The organism is Patescibacteria group bacterium (assembly GCA_041665585.1).
Lineage (GTDB): Bacteria > Patescibacteriota > Gracilibacteria > JAHISY01 > JAHISY01 > JAHISY01.
Map to the genome: position 1 here is coordinate 36,685 of JBAYIN010000002.1, position 23,601 is coordinate 60,285.

Genomic DNA, 23,601 nt, shown 5'->3' on the forward strand with positions numbered 1-23,601 from the left:
GTAGTTGGTAGTTCTTAGAATTGCTTTCTAATTAAAATTTCAGACCGGCAGCACGCGCGGCATCAGCGAGAATCTTGACACGACCGGAGTAGAGGAATCCGCCGCGATCGAAAACAACCGCTTCGATTTTGGCAGCTTGTGCAGCCGTCGCGACCAATTTGCCGACTTCCGCCGCCTTCTCAGCTTTCGTGCCTTTTTTAATTTTGAGTGAATTCGCGGAAGCGAGCGTCTTGCCCGCAGTGTCGTCGATGATTTGCGCGTAAATCGCGGTCGTCGATTTGAAAACGGCGAGACGCGGACGCAGCGCATTGCCATTCACGCGCGCGCGAATGCGGCGTTTGCGGGCAGTGCGGTCGAGTAATTTTTTAGCGGTTTTCATTGGAATTTTAGATTTAGCTTCTCGCTTGCACGAGAATGAGTGTGCGCATGCGCTTATTTAGCAGCCGATTTACCAGCCTTGCGTGGAATGTGTTCGCCAGCGTAAGCAATACCTTTACCTTTGTAAGGTTCCGGTTTGCGCCACTTGCGAATGTTCGCGGCGACTTCACCGACGAGCTGCTTGTCGATGCCGCGGGTAATGATCGTATTTTTCTTCACATCGATTTCGAAGTCGATGCCTGCCGGTGCTTTGATCGGAACCGGATGCGAGAAACCAAGCTGCAGTTCGAGATCTCGACCTTTCGCCGCGACTTTGTAGCCGACACCCGTGATGATTAATTTTTTCTCGAAGCCTTTCGTCACGCCCTCGACCATGTTCGCGAGCAAAGTGCGTGTCAGTCCCCAGAGCGCGCGCGCTTCTTTCGAGTCATTTTTCGGAGTGACGACAATCGTCTCGCCGTCTTTTTTAATTTCGACGAGCGCGTTGAAGCTCTGCTTCAATTCGCCTTTGGGTCCTTTGATTTTCGCGGAATTTCCGGAAATCTCAGCGGTGACACCGGCTGGAATGGGGACGGGATTTTTGCCAATTCGACTCATTTTAAGTTTGGAATTAATAAATTTCGCAGATGACTTCACCCCCGAGTTTCTTTTGGTGCGCCTCTTTATTCGTGAGAAATCCAGCCGAAGTCGAAATCACCGCGATGCCGAGACCATTTAAGACTGGTTTGATTTCGGTTGATTTGACATAGACGCGGCGACCCGGTTTCGAGACGCGATTGAATTGAAATGCGCCGCCTTTCTTGAGGCTCACTTCGAGGATTGGAAATTTCTCGGAAGTGTTTTCTTCGATTTTCCCGACAAATTCACTCGCCTCGAGCACTTTCAAAATCGCGAGTTTTTGCTTCGAATGGGGAACGCGCACGACTTCCTTACGCGCGTTTTGCGCGTTGCGGATTCGCGTGAGCATGTCGGCAATTGGATCGGTTATCATAATTTTTTAAGTATTAATTCATAAGCCCTAAAATTTTTTGTGATTTATGAATTGTGGGATAAATTTTTTAGTTAATTATTTATGACTTAATATTTAAGACTTAATCTACCAGCTCGCTTTTTTGACTCCGACGATTTCCCCGCGCGAAGCCAATTCGCGGAAACAGATTCGGCACATTTGGAAGCGGCGCATGTAGCTACGATTGCGTCCGCAAATGCGGCAGCGATTCACGACGCGAGTTGCTTTTTTGGGTTTCACACCCGCAGCCAGCGCATTGGCGACTTTGCGTTTGAAGCGGGCAGCTTTGACGATGGATGAAGTTTTAGCCATTTGGAATTAAAAAATTATTTTTTAGCTTTTTCGGCTACCGGGGCAGGAGCTACTGGAGCCGGTTCGACTTTCGGTTTTTCTTCTTTGAATAATCCCGCTGCCTTCGCTGCCTCCGCCGCCGCTTTTTGCGCGTCAGCTAAAGCTTTTTTGGCAGCATCTTCAGCCGCATCAGATTTGGAAGTGTCTTTCTGGAAAGGAAAACCGAGCGCGGTGAGTAGTGCCTTGGCATCGGAATCCGAACGCGCCGTCGTGCAAACTGTGATTTCGAGACCGTGCACGAATTCGGCGTCCTCTGGTCGCACCTCAGGAAAAACGGTGAAATCCTTGAGTCCGAGCGAATAGTTGCCGTTGCCGTCGAAACTTTTGAGCGGGATACCACGGAAATCGCGGACGCGGGGGAGCGCGACATTCACTAATTTGGAAATGAAGTCGAGCGCACGGGGGCCGCGCAGCGTGACCGAGAGACCGATTGGCATGCCTTCGCGCAATTTGAAATTCGAAATCGCTTTCTTCGAAAGATGTGTGCGCGCTTTCTGATTCGTGATGGTCGCAAGATTCTTCGCGACTTTCGCGAGAATTGTCTCGTCCATCGAGTTCGACGAACCACCTTTGCGCGCGAGCTTGCCGACACCGACCGAGACTTTTACTTTGTCGATGTGGGGAATCGCATGAATATTTTTCGCGCCGATTTTCTTACCGACGGCGGGCAAAATTTCAGTTTTGACGATTGCGGCTAAATCAAATGCTTTCATTGTTTGGAGATTTTCGGGTTAATAATGCCTTCGTTGCATTTTTTGCAGAAGCGCGTTTTTTTGCCGTTGGCGAGAATACGATAACCGACGCGTGCCGGCTTCTTGCAGTGCGGGCAGATGATTTTGACATTCGAGACATCAATCGGTTTCTCGAATTTCACGATCTGACCAGGCGTACCGTCGGCGCGTTTTTTGATGTGCTTCGTCACGATGTTGACTTTTTCGACGATGACTTTGCCTTCTTTCGGAATTGCGCGCATCACTTTGCCAGTTTTACCCTTGTATTTACCGGCGATGACTTGGACGAGATCGGAGGAGAGAATTTTCATTGCGGAATTATGATTTAAAATTTAGGACCTAGAGAACATCCGGAGCTTGGGAAATAATTTTCTGGTAGCCTTTTTCACGCAGTTCGCGCGCAATCGGTCCGAAGACGCGGGTACCTTTCGGTTCGCCCTTCTCGTCGATGATCACGACCGCATTTTCATCGAAGCGCAGTGCGCTGCCATCTTTGCGGCGAATCGTATTTTTGGTGCGGACGATCACCGCTTTTTGAATGCTTTTTCTTTTGGCAATCGCTTTGGGTGTGGCTTCTTTGACCGAGACGACGATCACATCACCGATATGTGCGTAGCGTCTGTGGCTGCCGCCCAAGACTTTGAAGCATTGCACTAGTTTCGCACCAGTGTTGTCAGCGACTTCGAGAAAAGTTTCATTTTGGATCATTTGGCTGTGGCAGAATTATTTTCCGATTTAGCTTTTTCGATTTTCGGAGCAGTTTTTTCTTTGGCGACCGACTCTTTCAGTTCGCGCTCGGAGGCGCTCTCGACGGCAGCGGGCTGGTCGACCACTTTCGCATTCTTGGAAATGATTTTCACGAGCTTCCAATTCTTCAGCTTCGAGAGGGGAATCGACTCGATGATTTCCACGACATCGCCGACTTCGGCTTCGTTCTTCTCGTCGTGAGCATGGAATTTTTTCGAGACGCGGTAATTCTTCTTGTAAATCGGATGGCTCACCTCACGATCGACACGGACGACGATCGTTTTCTGGTTGGCGTTCGAGATGACGATGCCTGTTTTGCTACGCATTTAAATAAGATTATTTTTCAGATTTTTTAAAAAGTCCTTTCGGTTCGACTTTTTTGACTTTCACATCTTTGTTGGATTTGGCTTCGATTTTTTCTGCTTCGGTTGCTTCAGCTTTTTCCGCCTTTTTCGGAGCAGCTTTTTCTTTCTTGGTTGTTTGCTTTTTCTCGATCTCAGCTGAAAATTCTTTGGCTTTCTTACCGACCGCGTCGGAGGTCTTTTCGACTTTGTCGCCGAATTTGGTGCGGCGAGCTGCTTCCGTCAGAAGCTGGGCGAGATATTTTTTGAGGATTTTGATGAGATGCAAATCTTTCAAATGATTCGTTCTCACGCCCATTTTTTGGCGGAAAAGTGTGTCGCGCGTGCGCGTCACTTCCTCGTGGAGATCACGATCGGAGAGTTGCGCGATTTCAGAAAATGTCAGCATTTTATTCGTGTTCTTTGGTTACAAATTTAGTCTTGACCGGGAACTTGTGGGAAGCGAGTTCGAAGGCTTCACGGGCTTGCTCGACTGTCACACCTTCGAGTTCGAAGACGACCGTGCCGGCTTTGAGCGCCGCGACATAATATTCGACTGAACCTTTTCCCGAGCCCATCGGCACTTCCGCCGCTTTCTGTGTAATTGGTTTGTGAGGGAAGACGCGAATCCAGAGCTTGCCACCGCGTTTCAGATAGCGTTGAATCGCACGGCGCGCGGCTTCGATTTGGCGGGAGGTGAGCTCACTGCGCTCGACGATCTTCATGCCGAATGATCCGAATGCGACGCGACTACCACGCACGGCGACGCCTTTGAGCGAGCCGCGATTGCGGTGCCATTTTCGAAATTTAGTCTTTTTAGGAAATAACATTTTACAAATTATTTTTTAGCTTCAGTTTCGAGTTCTTCCTCCAGGCGACCTTTGGCTTCTTTCTTGGAAGCGTCTTTGCGCGATTCCGCGAGCCAATTTTGGTCGGCTTCTTTTTGGACGGCGGTCGCATCTTTCAGGAAGATTTCTCCGCGGTAAGTCCAGACTTTCACACCAATCTGTCCGTAAGTCGTGCTCGCCGGGATTTCACCGTAGTCAACATCCGCGCGAATCGTGTGCAGTGGAATGTTGCCTTCTTTGAAAGTTTCTTCACGGGAGATATCAGCACCATTCAGACGACCAGCGACGCGAATCTTGATTCCACGCAAACCGCCATCCATGCCTTTTTTGACAGCCTGTTTTGCGACGCGGCGGAATGGCATGCGGCGTTCGATTTGATTCGCGACCGACTCGGCGATTAATTGGGCGACTGTATCCGGCTTGGCGACTTCGATGATGTTGATTTCGATTTTGTCGCCGAATTGCTGTGCAATGTCGTTCTTCAATTCTTCCAAAGCCGCACCAGCCCGACCGATGACCATGCCCGGCTTCGAGCTGTGGACATTGACTTTGACATGTCCGGAGCTGCGCTCAATCTCGATCTCGCCGACACCCGACTCCTTCAAGCGTTCTTTGATCGCCTTGCGCAGCGTGATGTCGCGGTGAAGCAAGTTCACATAGTTCTTTTTCGAGAACCAGCGCGAGCTCCACGATCTGATCGTGCCGAGCCGAAACGATTTTGGATTAACTTTCTGACCCACAGTTTAAGGATTAAGAAGTAAGAAGTAAGAATTAAGAATTAAGGACTAAGAATTAAGAATTTACTGGTTCTGCTTTTTCAATTTTTTCTGCCACCTTTTTAGCTTTCGGCTTCGCAACTTTCGCGTCGCTCTTTTTAGCTTTTACCTTTTCGTTTTTACCTTCTGCGGCAGCGACGACCGGGGAGAGCTCGACGAGCAGGCGGGAACTGCGTTTCAGAATCGGATGCCAGCGACCTTTCGAGACTGGCAAACCGCGTTTCAGTGTCATGCCCGCATCGACGGAGAGTTTCGAAATCATCAGGTTTTCACGGTCTTGTTTGAAATTGTTTTCCGCATTCGCGGCAGCCGAAGCGATCAATTTGGCGATGATCGGCGCACTGCGTTTCGGCGTGAATTTCAGAATCGTGAGCGCTTCGTTGACTTTTTTACCGCGGACGAGCGCAGCGACAACATTCACTTTCTTGGGAGAAATGCGGGTCTGGCGGAGGTAGGCTTTCATTTAAATTTAAACTTAATTCTTATAACTTACTTCTTACTAGCTTAATCCTTACTTCTTATTTCTTACTAACTTAATCCTTAATCCTTCCTAGGATTCTTTGGCTTTTTTACCACCGTGGTGCCGCCATGTGCGGGTTGGTGAGAATTCACCGAGACGGTGACCAACCATTTGCTCAGTGATGAAGACGGGAAGATGTTGTTTGCCATTGTGGACGGCGAAGGTGAAGCCGACGAATTCCGGCGGAATGACACAAGCGCGCGACCAAGTCTTGACTGGTTTTTTCTTGGCGTCGGCCGGGAGATTCTGAATTTTCTTCAGAAGCTTCGGGTCGAGGTACGGTCCTTTTTTGGCGGAGCGGGTCATTTAGAATTGAAAATTTAGAATTGAATATTTTTCACTATTTTCTAACACTATTTACTAACACTAACACTATCCCTAACACTACTTTCTGCGGCGGGAGAATCTTCCCGGTTTGCGGCGTTTGAGAATCAATTTGGCTGAATACTTGTGTTTCTTGCGAGTTTTCACACCGAGTGCGAGCGCACCCCACGGTGTTTTCGGCGCTTTCATACCAATCGAGTTGCGCGCCTCACCTCCACCATGCGGATGATCGCAAGGGTTCATGACCTTGCCGCGAACTTGCGGACGACGACCCATGTGGCGCACACGACCAGCTTTGCCGATTCTCTGGTTGGAATGGTCGATGTTTGCCGCGACTCCGATGGTCGCGAAACAAATTTTTGGGACGAGACGGATTTCAGAAGAGGGGAGTTGGATTTGCGCCATATCTTTATCAGTCGAAACGACTTTGGCACGACTACCCGCGGAGCGAGCCATTTGCCCGCCTTTTTTTGGTTTCAGCTCGACATTGAAGATTTCGAAACCGGCAGGAATATTTTGAATTTGGCAGCGATTGCCATTTTTAATCTTCGTCTTTTCGGCAGTCAGCAGCTTGTCACCGACTTTGGAACCGTGCGCTGCGAGGTGGTATCTCTTGTCTCCGTCAGGATAGACGACGAGCGCAATCCACGCTGAGCGATTCGGATCGTATTCGAGCGCGGCGATCTTGCCGGGGATGCCGGATTTCGCTGTCTGGTCGAAGTCAATCAAGCGGTAATTGCGTTTTTCTCCACCGCCACGATGACGGCAAGTGATGTGACCGAGATTGTTGCGACCGGCTTTTTTGTTCAGGCGCGTAATCAGGCGTTTTTCCGTCGGTTTCTTCGCAAGCACGCTGCGATCGACGACACTCATCTGGCGTCGTCCCGCGTCGTTGCGTTTGTAAATTTTGACAGGCATTGAGTAGTTTCTAGTTTTTAGTTAATAGTTTTTAAGTTCTTACTTCTTACTTCTTACTCCTTACTAACTTAGTCCTTAATCCTTAATCCTTCCTAGGCTTTGATCTTGTTGATATCAATCATCTTCGCACCAACCGTCGTGACAATCGCCTTCTTGCCAGCATTGCGTTTCTCGACTTCGCGCCGACCAGCTTTGCGAGTTTTGGGTTGAATTTTGGAAGTGCAGACTGATTTCACTTTCACGCCGTAATATTTCTCGACGGCATCAGCGACTTCATTCTTCGTCGCGCCATTTTTGACGATGAAGGAGAATTTGCCGGACTTCTGTCCACCGAAAGATTTTTCGGTGTCGAGCGGGCGGACGATAATTTCGTGGAGGCGATTCAAGTTAGAATTTAATAATTATGATTTATGATTTAATTTGGAGCGGGCGAGCGGAATCGAACCGCCGTCTCCAGCTTGGAAGGCTGGCATAATAACCATTATACGACGCCCGCAGTTTCCTCCTTCTTGGATTTAGATTTGGAAGAAGATTTTGCGGCCGGTTTTTCCACCTTCGCCTCGATTTTGAAAATGTTGGTAAGCTCGAGGAGCGCGGATTTTTCGAATAAAATTTGGTCGAATTTCGTGAGATCGTGCGGATTGAGCAAATTAACAAAGAGCGGCTTCACAAATTCGAGATTCTGAGCCGATTTGATGAGTGTCGCATTGCGATTGTGGACGACCAAAGTCGAGCGGCTCGCTGGCAATTTCGCGAGTAATTTCATAAACTCTTTGGTCTTCGGCGCTTTCAATTCGAAACTTTCGAGCGCGATAATTTTGGATTCCTGAGCTTTGGAGGTCAACATAGAAGCGAGCGCGAGTCGGCGTGCCTTCTTCGGCATCGCGCGACTGAAATTGCGATCGTTGCGCGGTCCCCAGGCGACACCTCCACCACGCATGATTGGCGAAACACGATCACCGCGGCGCGCATTACCTGAGCCTTTTTGGCGGAGAATTTTAATCGTCGAATGGGCAACCTCGCTGCGTTTGAGCGTGTGTGCCGGAGAAATACGCGCATTCGCGTGTTGGCGTACGAGCGCAGTGTGCACCAGTACTGGATTGATCTTAGCTTCGAAGAGGGAAGCGGGAAGTTCAATCTCGCCTGTTTTCGAACCGTCCTGTGAGTAAATTGGGGCTTTCACGAGAGTAAAGGATTTAAACCCGCCGCTAAGCGGGCTAATTAGGTTGAATGTAAATTAAGTGGAAATTATTCTGCGACTGCAGCCGGAGTCTGAACTTTGCAATCAATTTGTTGGAGCTGGATCGAAGTCTCATCGAGATTTACCGGGAAAGGTTGGCAAGTCTCGGCCTGTTTGATGAGATCGACGACCGCCTGTTGATAACCAGCCTGCGCGGCTTTATTGACTTGATTGACCTGAAAATTTTGCCAGATGCTATTAGCGACGAAGACGACCGAGAAGATGATCCATGCCGCGAGAATGATTTGACCGATACCACCGTTTTCGAGAAGTTTGCATTTGAACTTCATATTTTTAGGGTTAGAGTGCGAATTTTTTAATTGGCTTCGATTCTGATGAGTGTGCCAATCGAACCAGGAAGCGAACCTTTCACGACGAGCAGATTTTTTTCGAGATCGACTGCGACGAGTGGAACATTTCTTTTGGTGACTTTATCGCTTCCCATACGCCCTGGAAATCTTTTGCCCTTCGGCACACGACCCGTACCCGTCACCGCGCCCGAGCTGGAGCCCGGTTGGCGATGGTGATGGCTACCGTGACTCTCTGGTCCCCGGGAGAAGTTGTGGCGTTTGATGACACCGGCAGTACCTTTACCTTTGGAGATGCCGGAAACTTTGACCAATTTGATTTCTGAGAATGCCGCGACGGAAATTTTGTCGCCCTTTTTCTGTTCAGCTTCACCTTCAATTTTGAATTCAGCTAGGTGGCGAAACTTCCGAGTTTTTTGTGGCTTTTTCAATTCGTCGAAACCGAGGATTAACGCGGGATATCCGTCCTTCTCGGTTGTTTTGATTTGAGTGATCTCGTTAGGAGAGCATTCAATTACCGAGACGGGGATCACACCACCGTCATCCGCGATTACACGCGTCATGCCGACTTTGCGGCCGAGTATTCCAGTCATTGGAAGAGGTTAGAGCTGCGTTGAACTTAAGTCCCGCAAGTGCGGGAGCCTCAGCAGCGTGGTTAACTATTTTTAAGGCTCCGATTTTCGAAGCGCGAGAATTTTACCTAAACTTTTTTTAAATGCAAATCTTTTTTTAGACTTTTTTACCAAACTTCAATTATATAAAATACGGAATTGAAAGCGAGTGCCCTCGAGCAATCTGATTAGATCAGGAATCTTTTCAGGATTAGCACCATACAAAGTAAAAGTTGACTCCAAATCAAATTCAGCATTCGTTGCATCTACAGATTCACGCAATACTTTTGGAGCAAAAATTGCAAGATTATCCATTGCCCTACGAAGATATAATTCGTTCTTTGAGGGCGAAGTAAAAACCTCAATCACAACCGAGGGGGGTTTTCCTTTTTCTACTTCTGGCATTTTAAAAAATTAGGGTTCGCATTTTTACACGCATTCCAAAAACTGACAAACTTCTAAACTTAATCCTTAATCCTTAGTTCTTAATCCTTAACTAACATCTCACCGACTTTTATTGCGGTGTTTTATTGAGAGGCTCCCAGTGGCAAATAACCTCGTCACATTTACCATCCGGCGAAATAACAAAAACCTTGGCTACATCACTCCGAACCAATCCTGCAATTGCCTCTTGAATTTCGGCACCATTATTGGCGACCTCAATTGGCTGAGTCATAGTCTCCTTGCCAGATAGCTTTGTGCGTAAATAACCTTCTCCATCTAAAAAAAGCAAAGTCGCATAACTTCGCACATTGACTCCATCTCTTCCTGTCTTTTTGATTTCGATAATTTGGCAATAGCCTTGTTCGCCTGGTTTCATTTTAAAAAATTAGGGTTCGCATTTTTACACGCACTCCGAAAACTGACAAACCTTTGCCACTTAATTCTTAATCCTTAGTTCTTAATCCTTACTAAGCCATCTTGATCTCGACATCGACACCACTCGGGAGCGTGAGCGTCTGCAATGACGAAACTGTGTTCGGCGTGGATTCTTTGATGTCAATCAATCTTTTGTGTGTGCGCATCTCGAATTGTTCTTTCGCGGTCTTGTGCTTGAAGGTCGCGCGGTTGACTGTGAAAATTTCTTTCTGTGTCGGCATCGGAATCGGTCCGGAAATAATCGCGCCACTGCGGAGCGCAGTATCGACAATCGTCTTCGTCGCTTCATCGACGATGCGATGATCGAAAGCGCGGACGACGATGCGAATCGACGGCTTGCTATCAGAGAGCGATTTTTTCGTCGCTTTCGAAGCTTTCAGGGTTTTCGTTTTGGCAGTGGCTTCCATAAAATTGATTTAGAGCTTGCCCTCGACTTGATCGAGGGTAGGCGGATTTTAGTGAATTTTTTAGAAAAATCAAAACTAAATATCGGAATACTGTTCCTCATCTTAATCCTCATTTAAAACCCGATACCCTAATTGCTCAAACCCCTTGTTTAATTCATCATTAGTAATTGAACGAGGAACATCACGGACAGTAAAGGATTGAATCGAATCTTCATTAAGAAAAACAATTCTTCCGCAATGCTCCCCAATACATTGCATAATCATAGACCTAATAAACCTAGCATCTAAAAGATTCACCTTCTCTGTATCAGACACGACACATTGAATTTCTCTAGTCTTGGTTTCAGTAGACATTTTACAAAAATTAAAAATAAGACCGCAGCTTAATCGAACTCATTAAAAAAGCAAAACGCTAACTCTTAATGTTCTTTTTCGCAGCTATAATTTTTTGTATTTCCGAAAAAAAACCAAACGGATTTTCCCACTCTGCCAGTATCGAGCCTGCTCGATATGGAACAGCCCTGGCAAAATTCTCAGGGCGCATGTGTTTATTTCTTTTTTTGTCGCAGTCTTTTTTTGTCAGACACTGCATACTGTCGCGAATACTTTTTCGAACACCTTCACATAAAACTTGACAGCCGGTGGATAAAACCATGTCGTAGAAAAAATCATGATGGTCGAAATATGGATTTTTAGATCGTAGCCGGTATTGCTCATTAAAGAACTTAATTTCCTCACTGGTTGGAGCTCGTTCTGTGATCCCAAATGGCATTTAGCAAATTAGCGTTGTATTTTATTAGACAATTTAAATTTTTCAAAAAACTTTCGTGCCTTTGCCTGCCAGAGCTGCATCGATTGGGTTTTCTGAGCTTCTCCCGTCCGCGAAAATCACTTCGCCGACGCCAGCCTCGATGGCGCGTTTCGCCGCCAGAATTTTTTTCTTCATGCGTCCGACTGCGAATTCGTCAGCTTTTTGAATTGGGATTTCACGAATCAGGCTCGCTTCGTTTTCAACATTCTCAAGCAAACCCGGCGTGTTCGCGAAAAAAATTAATTTATCAGCCTGCATTTCAACCGCGATTTTTGAGGCGATTTTGTCGCCATCGACATTCACCTCAGTCGAATTTTCCGCAGCCGCAGGGGGAGCGACGACGAGAATTTTTTTGTCTGCCAGAATTTGGTGAATCGCCGCCGCGTCAATTTTTTCAATCGAGCCAGTGAGGTCGCCCTCGACGACTTTCACTTTGCCATCCTCAACGATGCGCATCCGACCGTGCTGTTTGGCGAGAATTAAATTATTTTTCGAGCCGATTTGCGCGACAGCTGCGCCGCCAAATTCGGCAATTTTCACAGCGACTTTTTCAGCGGTGCCACCGTAGACTTCTTTGAGAAGTGCGAGCGTCGCCTCATCCGTCCAGCGCGATTTCTCACCGCGCTCGGAAGTAATCATGCGCGGAGTGATACCGCGTTCTTTTTGAACGCGTGAAAGCTCGGCGTTCGCGCCGACGACAATCACAATCTTTTCACCGGAATTTTGGAGAGCCGCTGCATTGCGCGCGAGCGCAGCGAAATCGATTCCATCACCACCGCCAAACTTCAGAACGAGCATTTTTAAATTTTATATTTTAAATTTTAAATTTAGAGTGGGTGTAGTCCTAAAAATTCTAAGCCCGCTTTTTCGGCGAAACCGCAGGCGAGATTCGCATTTTGAATCGACGCGCCCGCCGCACCTTTGCCGAGATTATCGAGCGCGGCGACCGCAGTGATCCGATTGGAATTTTCATCGAGCTGCCAGCCGACATCGCAAAAATTCGTGCCAGACAAAATCTTCGGCTCAGGCAAAGAATGGATACCGGAAATTTCTTTGACGATGCGGACGAATGGCTCGGTCGAATATTTTTCGCGGAAGAGTTTCCAAATGTCTTTGTCGGAAGTCGGCGCAGTGAGCCAAGCGTGCGCGTGGCAAACGATTCCGCGTACTTCCGGTGTCGAAGTAATCGAGTAGCCCGGCACATTCGGCAAATGCAATTCTTGAATCGCTTCGCCAGTGTGACGATGACCGGACAATTTGTAGCTGCGCAAAACTCCGGCGCGTTCCGGATGGTGCGAGCCGGCTGAAGGCTTGTTGCCGGATCCGCTCGACGCAACCTTCAAATCAAAAATAATTTTGGAAGTGTCAACAATCCCGAGTAGCGGCAGCAGCGCGAGAATCGCAGAAGTCGCGGTACAGCCGGGGACAGCGATGCGCTTCGATTTTTTGATTTCTTCGCGGTGAATTTCGGGCAAACCGTAAACCCATTTTTCCATGCCATCAGCAATCGGCGCATCGGGATACCATTTCGCGAAATCCTCTTTTTTTTGAAAGCGGAAATCCGCCGACGAATCGATGATGATGTCGCCCAATTTTTCGAGCGCAGAAATCTTGGTCGCAAGCGCGCCGTGAGGAAGGCAGGAGAAAAGAATGTCAACTTTTTCGACTTCCGAGATTTTGGAAAATTTCAAATCCGTCGCACCGCGCAAATTCGGGTGAACTTTGCCAATCGCTTTGCCAGCGAAATTTTCGCTCGTCGCGAATTTGATTTCGAGGTTGGGATGACCGAGCAAGAGACGCACGATTTCACCGCCGACATAACCAGATGCGCCGATCACGGCTGCAGAGAGTTTTTGCATAAAAGCATTTTAAACTGGAAAAAGTCTTTTGAAAAGAGGCTTGACTTTATAGAAAAAAAGAGTAGAATCTCGCGCGGTCTTTTTCCAGAATTTCAATCTCGAAACTCACACCAATTAAAACCCAATCCAAAATGTTTCAGCTCTCCACCAAAAAAAGTCTCATCACGCTCTCACTCGGCCTGATCTTCACGGCTGGAATTTTGTTTTTATTGAAGGGCGGGGAAATCAGCGAACTAGCTCTGAATGAAGAAAATTTAGCGCCAACTCAAGTCGTGAAAATCGCCGATCTTTCAAAAATCGACTGGGAGATTGAAGTGGTCGAAGAGTCCGACCTGCCCAAAAGCTAGCGAGTAGCTTGATTCGGTTTTACAGAGAAAAGATTTGCGGCTAGAATCGAGTCTTATTTTTAAATTTGAATCATGTCTGAGAAAAACCAGCGACGCGAAAGCTTCGTCGATAAAGAGCTGACTGGCAACGAAATAGTTGATGTGAGATTCAGCGGCAGCTCAGTAGGAGATAAGTTTGGGAGAGGAACGACAATCGGCGGGCAAGACCTGAACTCGCTCGCTAATTATTTTGGGAAGGGTGCTTCTGCATACGATGTTGATTCAATCACTTTTGAAAGAGTTCACATCGATAAAGTTAACAAGTTCATAGAGCAACGGCGAGCTAACTTCTTAAAAAATTCGGGCTTCCTTAAATCACAAGCTATACGCTATTTTAACGATGCCCTTCGCGCAACGATTATTAATGTTCGCAATATATCCCGCCAAAAGATTGAAGCGACAACACCAAATCAGAACCGAACTCAAACTCCGGAAGTTCTGCCACTTGACGGAAAAGTGGATATCTGGATTAGCGGACCAGCTCTGGGGGACGGGAAGCGTATCGGGCAATTAGAAAATTTCGCAAGTGATCTTGTTTATCGACTTGGGGCCAAATCATGCACTGATCCAAACCCAAAGGGATTCATGATCCAAGGCGCAGATGCAGGCTTGCTGCCTAAACTCGAGTCTGATTTAACATACTACGACAACTTAAATTTGGGCGAAGATCTTCAATTAAAAATTTCTAAGAAATTAGAATTTCAACAAGGCAGTCCTGACGAAGGTCGCAAACCAACCAAGTTTACTAAATGTCAAAAAAGTGGAAAAACCTGGAGAATGTTTCAATAAAACTAAATCGAACAGCTCGGCGCAGCCTCACCACCATCGCGAATCTCGCCGTGACCGCGCCCGACCCATTTATAACTAGTCAAAGCTTCTAAAGCGAATGGTCCGCGGGCGTGCATTTTTTGTGTGGAAATCCCAATCTCTGCGCCGAGTCCGAATTCGCCTCCGTCTGAGAATTGCGTCGAGAGATTGGCGTAGACGCAGGCGGCATCGACTTCGCGCAGGAAACGGTCGATGGCTTTTTGGTCGCGCGAGATAATCGCTTCGGTGTGTTTGAGCGAATATTTCGCGATGTGTGCGAGCGCTTCATCGAGACTTTTGACGATTTTCAAATTCAAATCCAGAGACAACCATTCACGGTCGAATTCAGGCGCATAAGTTTTAACCGTTAACCCACCGGATATCTGGCGGGTTAACTTAGCTGAATGAATTTTCACTCCGCGTTTTGCTAATTCTGGCAAAAGCTGCGCGAAAAGTTTCGGCGCGATTTTCTCGTGGACTAGTAAAGTGTCGAGCGCATTGCAGATCGTGGTGCGGCGCGTTTTGGAATTCACGATAATCTTGACCGCCTCGTCGACGACCGCCGAGCAGCCGACGAAAATGTGGACGACGCTCGCGCCCGTCTCGATTGTCGGAATCAGGGAATTTTTGGCGACGAAATCAATCAAGCCGCGACCGCCGCGCGGAATCACGAGATCGACAAATTCACGCGCCTGCAAAAGTTCGCCGACAATTTTGCGATCGGGCGAGTCGATGAATTGAATCGCATCGAGCGGAATTTTGCTTGATTTCAGGCTCGCGCGAATGATTTTGACGATTGCCCGATTCGAATTCAGCGCATCCGCCGAACCGCGCAGGACGATGGCATTGCCTGATTTCAGAGCTAAAACGATGGCATCGACCGTCACATTTGGGCGTGACTCATAAATCATCGCAAGCACGCCGAGTGGCGTCGAGATTTTTTCCAGCTTGAATTTCGCGCGCGGTTGCGCAATCTCAAGAACTCGTCCGACTGGATCGGGGAGTGTCGCGATTTTGCGGACTTCCGCCGCCGAGCCGAAAATCCGAGCGCGGTCGAATTTCAGCCGATCATATTTGTCGGCGGAAATTTTCTTCAAATCTTGAGCATTCGCTTTTTCAATCACTGCGTAATTTTGCTCCAGCGCGTCCGCGATTTTTTTCAGCGCGAAATTTTTGTCAGCGGTCGCGAGCGTCGCGAGTACGCGTGAACTCTTCTGCGCGGCGGCAAGTTGTTTTTGTAGATTCACTTTTTCGATTTACAAGTTCGTTAATCCACGAGATATCTCGTGGGTTAACTTTATTGCGCTTATTTTACCACCTCAGCAAACGCGGCGAGCGTTTTTTTCGCCGTGTTTTCCCAGCTGAATTTGCGCGCGCGGACTTTGCCCGCCGCCGCCATTTTCTGTCGCAACTTTTTGTCAGCGAGAATTTTCGCGAGCGCGATGCGCCACGCATCGATATTTTCCGGCGCGACGAATTGCGCCGCCGTGCCGAGCACTTCGCGCAGCGGCGGAATATCCGCTGCCAAAATCGGCGTACCGGCGACAGCCGCCTCGAGCGGCGGCAGCCCGAAACCTTCGTAAATTGACGGAAAACAAAAAACCTCCGCCGCGGCGAGCAGCCCGGCTTTTTCCGCCTCGGAAACCGAACCGAGAAAATGAATTCCGTGTTTCGTGCTCGATGCGCCATGTTTCATGTTCCGTGTTTCATGTTTCATGATTCCCGGGTCAGCGAAAATTTTTCGATCGAAGTCGCCGGCAATCACGAGCTCAACTTTGTTCGAATCCCCGATCCGGGCCGAGGACAAGTTCTCCTTTTGCAGTTCGGCGAAGGCACGGACGAGCGTGCGCAAATTTTTGCGCGGCTCTAGCGTCGAGAGCGCGAGAATAAATTTTTTCGGTAACTTTTTGGGACGAATTTTTTGGACGGAAATTCGGGCGGCGAGTGGCGTGACGGCGATTTTCTCCGCCGGAATTTTCCAAAATTCCGTGAGCTCGCTCTGCGTGAAATTCGAAACCGCGAGAATCCGATCAGCAGTCTGCGCAATCTTTTGGGAATTCAGAAAACGCTGCCACAGCATTGTTTTAGCAGAAAAAAATTGTGGGAAACGCGTCGGTGACAAATCATGAACCGTCACGACGAGGCGGCAATCGTCCGAGAGCGCGACCGGTCGCGGATCCGGCGACCAAAAAAGATCAATCTTCTCAGCACGCTTTTCATTCGAAAAAATAAATCTATCAAGCGGTGGAGCGTCAAAAAAGCGCAGCCGGAAATTCAGAAGCCGATTCGAAAATTTCGTGTGAATTTTTTTGAAGCGCGGGGAGTGGGGAATCTCGAGCTCCGGGAAATTTTCCGTCGCTGAATTAAACCAGAGAAAATAGCTGTTTTTCTTGTCGAGACGAAAAATCTCGGCGAGCGTATTGCGGAGGTAAATCTTGACGCCGGAAATTTGGTCGCCGGCGAGCGCGCGAAGATCGACGATTATTTTCACCCGCAGATTTTAGCGAAAAAATGGGAACATTAAATGTGTTCGGATTTTCGGAAAAAATTGCTTTGTAATCGGGACACAAATAAGATTGCGTTCAATTTAATTTTGAAAATCATGTTTAAGCCGAAGAATGGAGAAATTGATCTGCCAAATAGTCTAGAAGAAATAGCTGGGGATCGCGCAAATGTGGGCATAGTTTACGACGAGGCAGCAAAAGAGAAAATCCGAGAAGCAGCTCTCGCGCGACTCAAAACAAAGACTAAGTTTCTCGCTGACCCTGTTGTGGAGCGTATTTCTACGCTCGTAGCCAACTCGAAAAACGCAGCCACTTTTCTCTCTAATGAGAAACTCAGTCCAGGTTTAATCGCCGACTTGTTCGGAAAATTCAACGACGCCAAATTAGCGATGCTTTTTTCGCTTAGTCCGGAGTTCACCTCAGATTTCATGGATTTAAATCCTGAAGACAAAATCGAAGTTCTGCAAAGTTCTAAAAACCCAACTGACTTCGAACAATTAATTTTTGACAATAGGCCAATGATCAGGCGAAAACCAGGAGAAGGGGAGGGAGAAGAAAAGACCTATCCACTTTTTGATCCAGGCGTAGAAGGAAGCAATTAATCGCTCGACGATTATTTTCATCCGCAGGTTTTAGCGAAAAAATGGGAACATTAAATGTGTTCAGATTTTCGGAAAATCATTGCTTTGTAGTTAGAACGGAAATAAAATTCTACCTTCTTTTAACCCCAAAAATATGAATGACTTACAAAATGGCGACCTTAGAGAAATTGGATCCGATGACATCAAATCCATGGAGGAAATAGTTAAAATGCGAAACGAGTTAGATTTGAGCGCAATTTATGATGGAGTTGAAGCAGACAAATTTCGCAAGACAGTCTTTGACAAGTTCAAAAAATTCTGTCCGGACGAGACTTTGCTTTCAAAGTTATTTGAAAAAGTTGAAGTATTATCCAATTCTAATTTGGAACGCATCCTTGCACTCGTCGCTAATTTTCATACCGCAGCTGATTTTTTCGCCAACAATGACAGCCTAAGCTCAAGTCGAATCGCGACTTTTTTGCAAAACTTTGATGACGATCAACTAAGAATGTCATTCTTAATTAGTGTAGCTGCTGGGGAAAAATTTAATAAATTAAGCTTTGAGGCAAAACAAGAAATTTTCAGCAATGCCAAAACTTTACCCGAATTCGAAAAACTCGTTTTAGATTATAAAGCTGAAGAAGACGGCTCAAGCGGCAATTAGTCACTCAATTTAAATTTTGTTAAACTCACCAAGTTTTAACCTTCTTTCGAGATGCTCACGCAAAATGAATTTGGTTTTGATCTCGCGGTAGACAATCCGTTTGTGATTTTTCGCCTCCTCGCGAAAATCGCGAAAGATGCAGTCGGAATCGACAAAGTTCTTGACCTGAGTCGCGGCGATCCGGGATATGGTTTCGCGCCAAATGTAAGAAGCCGCCGATTTTATTCATTCCTCGTCGCACTCGACACAGTGCTGAATAATTTCGAGACGCACTTCAAAGACCGCACGAAAAATTCAGAAGCTGAAATCCTCGGAGAAATTGAAAAATTCGCGCGAGAGAATTACGCGGAAAAAGTCGCGGTGGAATTGCTCGCTGACCTCGAGGAGTTTTTGCAAAAAATAATTGAGGCGGCGAAGAACCAGGGTTTGAATTGGGGTAAATTCGAAGTCCTATTCGAGCTTTTCAAATATTCGACTGTCTCGGGCGGCTGCTACCACGATCCTTACGGTGAATTGCTCACGCGTGTCGTCATCGCTGATTTCCATTCACACAATCTCGGTGTCGCCGTGAAGTACTCCGATTTGGTTTTCACGAATGGCGCGAGCCACGCGATTGGCACATTTTTCAAAGCCTTCGGCGTCGAAGGCGCGGGACTGCTGAAACCAGGCGACGAAGTGATGATTACCTCGCCGGTTTATTTTCCCTACATGGGCATCATGCAAGCGCGCGGACTCAAGATTACCTGCGTCTCCGCTGATCCTGCGACTGGACAATTCGCGCCAGACGCTTTCGCGAAAGTCGCCGAAAGCAATCCGAAAGTCATCGTCCTCGTCGATCCGGACAATCCAACCGGACTGAACAAAAATGAAGCGAGCCTCAGAATGTTGGCAGAATTTGCCGAGCAGAAAAATGCGATTATTTTGAGCGACGAAGTTTATTCGGCTTTTCATCCTGGTAAAAAATCGATTCTCGAATTCGCACCGAAACGCACGATTCGCATCGACGCGCGGTCAAAAATCGAACGCGCGACCGGCTGCCGTTTCGGTGAGTACATCATCCTCGACGGAGCGAACAAATTCATCACTGAAAAATGGGCTGAATATCTGCCGAAGGGGATGGATGTCAAAACCTATCTCCACGACGCGAAAGCTCCGGGCGGCGTGCTGGGCGAATTCCGCCACACGACTTTCGTCCCAGGTCCGAGCCAGATCCTCGGCATTTGCCATGTCTTGCTCGGCGCACCAGAACGCGCGCGTTACACGGAAATCGTGAAAGAAAATATGCAGGTCTGGTACGATGGACTCGGACTGCCTTATCCGAATAATTTTTATTATTCGCTAATCGACCTGAATTCGATTGCCAGCGCAGCGAAAAAAGCCGTCCCAGCCGAGCAAAAATTCCTCGACCTCGCCAAACTCGGCGTCGTGCTGATTCCCTCGAATTTGTTTTTCTCGCAAGAGGATCGCGCCGCCGAAGATCGCAAAAATTTCGCCCGCGCCAGCTTGCCGAATCTCACGACTGAGCAAGTCTCAGCCGCCGCCAGCAAAATCAAAGCATATTTGGCGAGCTAATTTTTTAGGTTTGGCGCGACCTGCTTGATGACAACACAATCGCCGAACTTTTTCGTGGCATTTTTGATACCCTGAATAATTTCCTTCGTCACACGAGAGTGTAGTGGGTCATCAATAATGAAAACCACAAAAGGGTTTTGCGGTGTAAATCTCTTTTCAACTTTTGCAATACCAAGCGAAATTTCGATGCGATGAAAAACATTTGTCCAGTCCGAAAGCGCAGGATGAATCGTAAAACCGTTCGGAACCTCGTCTTGAAGCTTGCTGCTATCAAAAGCAACATCTGGTCGCGTTCCGCCAATCAGGTCGACATAAAAAGCCTCTTCCTTGTGTCCATGCGACTCGCGACTCATCCCCTCGAGAGGAATCCACGAATAATTCACTTTAAGTTCATTTGCGAGTGTCTCAGAGAAGAATGCCGCGTGAGCATCAACGACTGACTGCCAGCGCGAATCTGCCATCATCGCTGCGACGACTTGTGGTGCAACGCCCAAGGCTTGGAAAACTCGACCAAGATCGCCATTTGCGGCACCACATTCGGCATGCGCCGAAATACCTTTGATAATGTTTTTTAGTGTCAAATCTCTCAAAATATCTAAATAATCTTCATCGGGCAACAAAACCTTTTCTGATTCTCCGGTCAGTTCAATACCAAATCCTTGGAAGAAATCCGCCATCGGATGATTGCGTGGTAAAGCTAATTGTTTGCGTGGAAGCAAAATACCCGAACCAGCCATGCGCAAACCACCCTCTGTTCCGCCATCCATACATTTCACAATTCCGTCGCTTTTGAAAGCTTCTTTAATCTCCGGTTTATGAAAAACCTGTGAAATGCGATTGATGCGTTTCATATCAAAATCATGCTGTCCTTCTTCGGGATAATCCTTCTGGCTCAAAAATACGGAACCCTCACCAAATTCTCCTTCAAGACTTTCCTGCTCGGTAGGCTCTTCGTAAATTTCAGTCATTTTATAAAAATTAAGTTGGGCGGAACTTTACGCTTTTGGGTCAAAAAGTCAAGTTCGTTTTTTTTCTGAATAATCGTAAAATCTCTTCTCGATGAATGGTGACCTCGCACTCCTCGTAAATTTCGCTGTCGCGATTGGACTCGGCGCCCTCATCGGCGCGGAGCGCGAAGTCACGAAGGTCGGCAAAAAGGCGCGTCGGACTGGCGTGCAATTTTCGGGTTTGCGCACTTTCACACTACTCAGTATTCTCGGGTTTGCCAGCGCGCAACTTACTGAGATTTTCGGGGCGATTGCTCTCGGTGGCACACTTTTGATTGTCGGAGTGTTTTTGTTCGCGGAATATTGGCGCGGAAAATTTTTGGGGATTACTTCTGATCTCGCTGCGCTCGCGACTTTCCTGGTCGGTGCGCTCGCCTTCGAGTCACGGCTCGCTGCAGCGGCAGTCGGCATCGCAGTCGTCATCGTGCTCGCCACGAAAAAGTGGGTTCGAGATTTTTTGCACAAAGTGAGTGAGAGTGAATTTCTCGCGACAATCAAATTCGTAATCGTCACTTTCCTCGTTTTACCGATTTTGCCGAGTGAAGCGATTGACCCGTGGGGGATTGTGAGTCTGCAAAACGCCTGGCTGATGGTCGTTTTCATTTCAGCGATTTCTTTCGTCGGCTATGTTTTGACCAAAATCGTCGGCTCGCAAAAAGGTCTGAGTCTGACGGGGCTCGTCGGAGGACTCGCGAGCTCGACGGCTGTCACGAGCGCGATGGCAGTCGAGTCGAAATCAAACCGCAAAATCACCACGCCTTTCACGATTGCGATAGTTCTGGCAAATGTCGTGATGTTCGGGCGCGTCGGCTTCGAGGTCGCTATCTTAAATCGTGCGCTCCTGCCGCAGCTCGCATTTTCACTTGGTGCGATGCTGCTCGCGAGCGGCGGGGTTTTGATTTTCTTGTGGCAAATGTCGAACCACGCCGATCGACAGCAAAAATCCAAGCGAGAGCTCAAACTCGCGAGTCCATTCCAGCTTGCTCCCGCGCTTAAATTCGCACTCTTTTATGTTTTAATTTTGTTCGTCGCACATTTCGCGAATAAATTTTTTGGCACGCAAGGAGTTTATGCTGCAGCGGCTTTTTCGGGGCTCGCCGATGTCGATGCCATCACGATTTCACTAGCGCGCCTCGCCGGGTCGGGGGAGCTCGCACACTCGACCGCCGTGAATGGCATCACGATTGCCGTCCTCGTGAATACGCTCGTCAAGCTTTCGATTATTCAAATCTTCGGCGACCGCCAGATTTTCCGCCAAGCGCTCGTCGCGTTTTCAATTATTTTGGCTGCCGGATTGGCGGTGATTTTTGCGTTTTAGCTTGACAAACTAACTGAAAGTTAATGATTCAAGCAACTTTTTAAATAATAAGTCAAGCAATTATGACTTTATCGCGCAACAAAAAACGATTATAATTCAAACCTATTTTTTAACTTCCTTAAAATGAGCTTGTATGAAAACACGCAAAAGCTGATCGCCCGCGCTGGCACAACGATGAATCTTGCTCCGGAAATGCGCCTCATCATGAATGAACCCGAGCGCGTTTTGACCGTGAACTTCCACATTCACCGCGACAACGGCAAGCTGGAAATGTTCCGCGGCTTCCGTGTTCAGCACAATACTCTGCGCGGTCCGGCGAAAGGGGGAGTGCGTTTTCATCCGCAAGTCGACATGGAAGAAGTGAAGGCGCTCGCGGGTTGGATGTCGATTAAGTGCGCCGTCGTGGATATTCCTTACGGCGGGGGAAAGGGCGGCATCGAGGTGGATTCGACGCAGCTGTCGGAATGCGAACTTGAGCAATTGACGCGCGAATTCACCCGCGCGATCGCGCCAATCATCGGTCCACGCCGCGATGTACCCGCACCAGATGTCCGCACGAATGGTCAAATTATGAATTGGATTGCGGATGAGTACCACAAAATTCATCCCAATGAAGACGATTATCTCGCAGTCGTCACTGGCAAAACGCTGGACAATGGCGGTTCACTCGGACGCGACTCGGCGACAGCCGCTGGTGGCGTGCATGTTTTGGAAGCTTTTCTCGCGACGAAAAATGAAAAGGTCGAGGGCATGCGGATCGCAATTCAGGGATTTGGCAATGCGGGCGCCTGGATGGCGAAAATCTTGGCAGACAAAGGTGCGAAAATAGTCGCGGTGAGCGATTCACGCGGCGGAATTTACAATGCGGAGGGACTTGATATCGCCGCAGTGGAAAAAATTAAAGATGCAAAGGGGAGTGTCACTGCCGCGGTAGGCGAGCAAATTTCGAATGAGCAACTATTGGCTTCGGAATGCGATATTCTCATATTAGCCGCACTGGAAAATCAGCTTACTGTCAAGAATGCTGATTCCGTCCGGGCGAAGATCGTCGCCGAGCTGGCGAACGGTCCGACTACGCCGGAAGCACACGAAATGCTTGAAAAACAAGGCATTACCGTCTTGCCGGATGTGCTCACGAATGCGGGGGGAGTCACCGTCAGCTTTTACGAATGGGAACAGAATCTACGAGGCGAAAAATGGAGCGAGGCGGATGTCGCGGCGAAGCTGGAAAAATCCCAGAAAACGGCGTTCGCAGATGTCGCGAATACTGCAGCTGAATTCAAAACTGATTTGCGCAACGGAAGTTACATTTTGGCACTGCGCCGAATCGAGCAAGCTTTCGCTGAGAAACACACCGTGAAATAAAATTGCCTCAACCCAATCTAACCCGAAGTTCGAAACCACTTTTGGGTTTGAACCGCGCAAAATTTTCTCCATGTTCCATGCTGTGTGCTTCATGTTCCATGCTCTATGTTTAAACCATGGAGGACAGCTCGAGCTAACCTCACACAATGTATCTTGTGTGAGGCGGTATTGAAGACTTCATTTCTCTCGGAAAAATCTTTAAAAAAAGACACCTCCGCGTTTTAACTTGTTGCTGACAGGAAAAATTTAATTTATTTTATAGAAACACAAAAGCCAAAGTGCTCACTCCCCTCGCTGGAAATCATTTTCCAAAATTGATTTTTCCGCCTTTTTTTGCTA

The 23,601-nt window shown here is 47.8% G+C and carries 35 protein-coding genes and 1 tRNA gene; 7 read left to right on the forward strand and 29 right to left on the reverse strand.

What is annotated here, in order from left to right:
* Positions 1-31: 31 nt before the first annotated feature.
* From rplR to argC, 26 genes are all read right to left on the reverse strand, one after another.
* Positions 32-379, reverse strand: a complete 348-nt coding sequence (gene rplR, locus WCV72_01435; GenBank protein ID MFA6458034.1) for a 50S ribosomal protein L18 — start codon at positions 377-379, stop codon at positions 32-34.
* Positions 380-432: 53 nt separating this feature from the next.
* Positions 433-975: a 50S ribosomal protein L6 gene (gene rplF, locus WCV72_01440; protein ID MFA6458035.1), complete on the reverse strand. Its 543-nt coding sequence runs from the start codon at positions 973-975 to the stop codon at positions 433-435.
* A gap of 13 nt (positions 976-988) precedes the next feature.
* The gene (gene rpsH / locus WCV72_01445) at positions 989-1,372 is read right to left on the reverse strand and encodes a 30S ribosomal protein S8 (GenBank protein ID MFA6458036.1); all 384 of its coding nucleotides are present in this window, start codon (positions 1,370-1,372) and stop codon (positions 989-991) included.
* A 102-nt stretch (positions 1,373-1,474) separates the two neighbouring features.
* A complete protein-coding gene (locus WCV72_01450; protein ID MFA6458037.1) occupies positions 1,475-1,699 on the reverse strand; it encodes a type Z 30S ribosomal protein S14 in 225 nt (74 codons plus the stop codon).
* A 14-nt stretch (positions 1,700-1,713) separates the two neighbouring features.
* A complete protein-coding gene (gene rplE, locus WCV72_01455) occupies positions 1,714-2,451 on the reverse strand; it encodes a 50S ribosomal protein L5 (GenBank protein ID MFA6458038.1) in 738 nt (245 codons plus the stop codon).
* A complete protein-coding gene (gene rplX, locus WCV72_01460) occupies positions 2,448-2,780 on the reverse strand; it encodes a 50S ribosomal protein L24 (protein ID MFA6458039.1) in 333 nt (110 codons plus the stop codon). The genes rplE and rplX overlap by 4 nt, the downstream gene beginning before the upstream one ends.
* Positions 2,781-2,808: 28 nt before the next feature.
* Positions 2,809-3,177 carry a 50S ribosomal protein L14 gene (rplN, locus tag WCV72_01465; GenBank protein ID MFA6458040.1) on the reverse strand — a complete coding sequence of 123 codons (369 nt, stop codon included), beginning with the start codon at positions 3,175-3,177 and terminating at the stop codon, positions 2,809-2,811.
* Entirely contained in the window at positions 3,174-3,542 is a 369-nt protein-coding gene (gene rpsQ / locus WCV72_01470; protein ID MFA6458041.1) for a 30S ribosomal protein S17, read from the reverse strand. Before rpsQ ends, rplN begins: the two co-directional genes overlap by 4 nt.
* 10 nt (positions 3,543-3,552) lie before the next feature.
* The gene (rpmC, locus tag WCV72_01475; GenBank protein ID MFA6458042.1) at positions 3,553-3,966 is read right to left on the reverse strand and encodes a 50S ribosomal protein L29; all 414 of its coding nucleotides are present in this window, start codon (positions 3,964-3,966) and stop codon (positions 3,553-3,555) included.
* A 1-nt stretch (position 3,967) separates the two neighbouring features.
* The gene (gene rplP / locus WCV72_01480) at positions 3,968-4,387 is read right to left on the reverse strand and encodes a 50S ribosomal protein L16 (GenBank protein MFA6458043.1); all 420 of its coding nucleotides are present in this window, start codon (positions 4,385-4,387) and stop codon (positions 3,968-3,970) included.
* Positions 4,388-4,395: 8 nt separating this feature from the next.
* Positions 4,396-5,145, reverse strand: a complete 750-nt coding sequence (rpsC, locus tag WCV72_01485) for a 30S ribosomal protein S3 (protein MFA6458044.1) — start codon at positions 5,143-5,145, stop codon at positions 4,396-4,398.
* A gap of 52 nt (positions 5,146-5,197) precedes the next feature.
* Entirely contained in the window at positions 5,198-5,644 is a 447-nt protein-coding gene (rplV, locus tag WCV72_01490; protein MFA6458045.1) for a 50S ribosomal protein L22, read from the reverse strand.
* Positions 5,645-5,731: 87 nt separating this feature from the next.
* Positions 5,732-6,007, reverse strand: a complete 276-nt coding sequence (gene rpsS, locus WCV72_01495) for a 30S ribosomal protein S19 (protein ID MFA6458046.1) — start codon at positions 6,005-6,007, stop codon at positions 5,732-5,734.
* A gap of 78 nt (positions 6,008-6,085) precedes the next feature.
* Positions 6,086-6,943: a 50S ribosomal protein L2 gene (gene rplB / locus WCV72_01500; GenBank protein MFA6458047.1), complete on the reverse strand. Its 858-nt coding sequence runs from the start codon at positions 6,941-6,943 to the stop codon at positions 6,086-6,088.
* A gap of 92 nt (positions 6,944-7,035) precedes the next feature.
* Complete coding sequence (gene rplW / locus WCV72_01505) at positions 7,036-7,329, reverse strand: 50S ribosomal protein L23 (GenBank protein MFA6458048.1); 294 nt, start codon at positions 7,327-7,329, stop codon at positions 7,036-7,038.
* 35 nt (positions 7,330-7,364) lie between these two features.
* Positions 7,365-7,439: transfer RNA gene (locus WCV72_01510), tRNA-Gly, on the reverse strand.
* Positions 7,425-8,126 (reverse strand): 50S ribosomal protein L4, encoded by a 702-nt coding sequence (gene rplD / locus WCV72_01515; protein MFA6458049.1) that lies wholly within the window; start codon positions 8,124-8,126, stop codon positions 7,425-7,427. The genes WCV72_01510 and rplD overlap by 15 nt, the downstream gene beginning before the upstream one ends.
* Before the next feature lie 65 nt (positions 8,127-8,191).
* On the reverse strand, positions 8,192-8,473 hold the full coding sequence (locus WCV72_01520) for a hypothetical protein (GenBank protein ID MFA6458050.1): 282 nt from the start codon (positions 8,471-8,473) through the stop codon (positions 8,192-8,194).
* Positions 8,474-8,499: 26 nt separating this feature from the next.
* Complete coding sequence (gene rplC, locus WCV72_01525) at positions 8,500-9,084, reverse strand: 50S ribosomal protein L3 (protein ID MFA6458051.1); 585 nt, start codon at positions 9,082-9,084, stop codon at positions 8,500-8,502.
* A 156-nt stretch (positions 9,085-9,240) separates the two neighbouring features.
* Complete coding sequence (locus tag WCV72_01530) at positions 9,241-9,507, reverse strand: hypothetical protein (protein ID MFA6458052.1); 267 nt, start codon at positions 9,505-9,507, stop codon at positions 9,241-9,243.
* A 109-nt stretch (positions 9,508-9,616) separates the two neighbouring features.
* On the reverse strand, positions 9,617-9,922 hold the full coding sequence (locus WCV72_01535) for a hypothetical protein (GenBank protein MFA6458053.1): 306 nt from the start codon (positions 9,920-9,922) through the stop codon (positions 9,617-9,619).
* A gap of 91 nt (positions 9,923-10,013) precedes the next feature.
* A complete protein-coding gene (rpsJ, locus tag WCV72_01540) occupies positions 10,014-10,388 on the reverse strand; it encodes a 30S ribosomal protein S10 (GenBank protein ID MFA6458054.1) in 375 nt (124 codons plus the stop codon).
* 102 nt (positions 10,389-10,490) lie between these two features.
* Complete coding sequence (locus tag WCV72_01545; GenBank protein ID MFA6458055.1) at positions 10,491-10,742, reverse strand: hypothetical protein; 252 nt, start codon at positions 10,740-10,742, stop codon at positions 10,491-10,493.
* Between the two features lie 58 nt (positions 10,743-10,800).
* Positions 10,801-11,160: a hypothetical protein gene (locus WCV72_01550; protein ID MFA6458056.1), complete on the reverse strand. Its 360-nt coding sequence runs from the start codon at positions 11,158-11,160 to the stop codon at positions 10,801-10,803.
* A 42-nt stretch (positions 11,161-11,202) separates the two neighbouring features.
* A complete protein-coding gene (locus WCV72_01555; protein MFA6458057.1) occupies positions 11,203-11,997 on the reverse strand; it encodes a [LysW]-aminoadipate kinase in 795 nt (264 codons plus the stop codon).
* Positions 11,998-12,026: 29 nt separating this feature from the next.
* Entirely contained in the window at positions 12,027-13,058 is a 1,032-nt protein-coding gene (gene argC, locus WCV72_01560) for an N-acetyl-gamma-glutamyl-phosphate reductase (protein ID MFA6458058.1), read from the reverse strand.
* Positions 13,059-13,189: 131 nt separating this feature from the next.
* On the opposite strand from argC, the gene WCV72_01565 reads away from it, so the two are divergent.
* Together WCV72_01565 and WCV72_01570 are read left to right on the forward strand one after the other, a co-directional pair.
* Positions 13,190-13,405 (forward strand): hypothetical protein, encoded by a 216-nt coding sequence (locus WCV72_01565; protein ID MFA6458059.1) that lies wholly within the window; start codon positions 13,190-13,192, stop codon positions 13,403-13,405.
* A gap of 72 nt (positions 13,406-13,477) precedes the next feature.
* Positions 13,478-14,233, forward strand: a complete 756-nt coding sequence (locus WCV72_01570; protein MFA6458060.1) for a hypothetical protein — start codon at positions 13,478-13,480, stop codon at positions 14,231-14,233.
* Between the two features lie 2 nt (positions 14,234-14,235).
* Here the strand turns inward: WCV72_01570 and WCV72_01575 are convergent, their stop codons facing one another.
* Both WCV72_01575 and WCV72_01580 read right to left on the reverse strand, forming a co-directional pair.
* A complete protein-coding gene (locus WCV72_01575; GenBank protein ID MFA6458061.1) occupies positions 14,236-15,498 on the reverse strand; it encodes a glutamate-5-semialdehyde dehydrogenase in 1,263 nt (420 codons plus the stop codon).
* 59 nt (positions 15,499-15,557) lie between these two features.
* The gene (locus tag WCV72_01580) at positions 15,558-16,742 is read right to left on the reverse strand and encodes a glycosyltransferase family 1 protein (protein ID MFA6458062.1); all 1,185 of its coding nucleotides are present in this window, start codon (positions 16,740-16,742) and stop codon (positions 15,558-15,560) included.
* Positions 16,743-16,853: 111 nt separating this feature from the next.
* Between WCV72_01580 and WCV72_01585 the strand changes: the two genes are divergently transcribed.
* From WCV72_01585 to WCV72_01595, 3 genes are all read left to right on the forward strand, one after another.
* Positions 16,854-17,357, forward strand: a complete 504-nt coding sequence (locus WCV72_01585; protein MFA6458063.1) for a hypothetical protein — start codon at positions 16,854-16,856, stop codon at positions 17,355-17,357.
* Between the two features lie 133 nt (positions 17,358-17,490).
* Positions 17,491-18,000: a hypothetical protein gene (locus WCV72_01590; GenBank protein MFA6458064.1), complete on the forward strand. Its 510-nt coding sequence runs from the start codon at positions 17,491-17,493 to the stop codon at positions 17,998-18,000.
* Positions 18,001-18,051: 51 nt separating this feature from the next.
* Positions 18,052-19,572, forward strand: a complete 1,521-nt coding sequence (locus WCV72_01595) for a pyridoxal phosphate-dependent aminotransferase (protein ID MFA6458065.1) — start codon at positions 18,052-18,054, stop codon at positions 19,570-19,572.
* Here the strand turns inward: WCV72_01595 and WCV72_01600 are convergent.
* Positions 19,569-20,540 carry a hypothetical protein gene (locus WCV72_01600; GenBank protein ID MFA6458066.1) on the reverse strand — a complete coding sequence of 324 codons (972 nt, stop codon included), beginning with the start codon at positions 20,538-20,540 and terminating at the stop codon, positions 19,569-19,571. The two genes, WCV72_01595 and WCV72_01600, sit on opposite strands and share 4 nt — an antisense overlap.
* A 91-nt stretch (positions 20,541-20,631) precedes the next feature.
* On the opposite strand from WCV72_01600, the gene WCV72_01605 reads away from it, so the two are divergent.
* The gene (locus WCV72_01605) at positions 20,632-21,897 is read left to right on the forward strand and encodes an MgtC/SapB family protein (GenBank protein ID MFA6458067.1); all 1,266 of its coding nucleotides are present in this window, start codon (positions 20,632-20,634) and stop codon (positions 21,895-21,897) included.
* A gap of 123 nt (positions 21,898-22,020) precedes the next feature.
* Positions 22,021-23,262 carry a Glu/Leu/Phe/Val dehydrogenase gene (locus WCV72_01610; GenBank protein MFA6458068.1) on the forward strand — a complete coding sequence of 414 codons (1,242 nt, stop codon included), beginning with the start codon at positions 22,021-22,023 and terminating at the stop codon, positions 23,260-23,262.
* Positions 23,263-23,601: the final 339 nt, after the last annotated feature.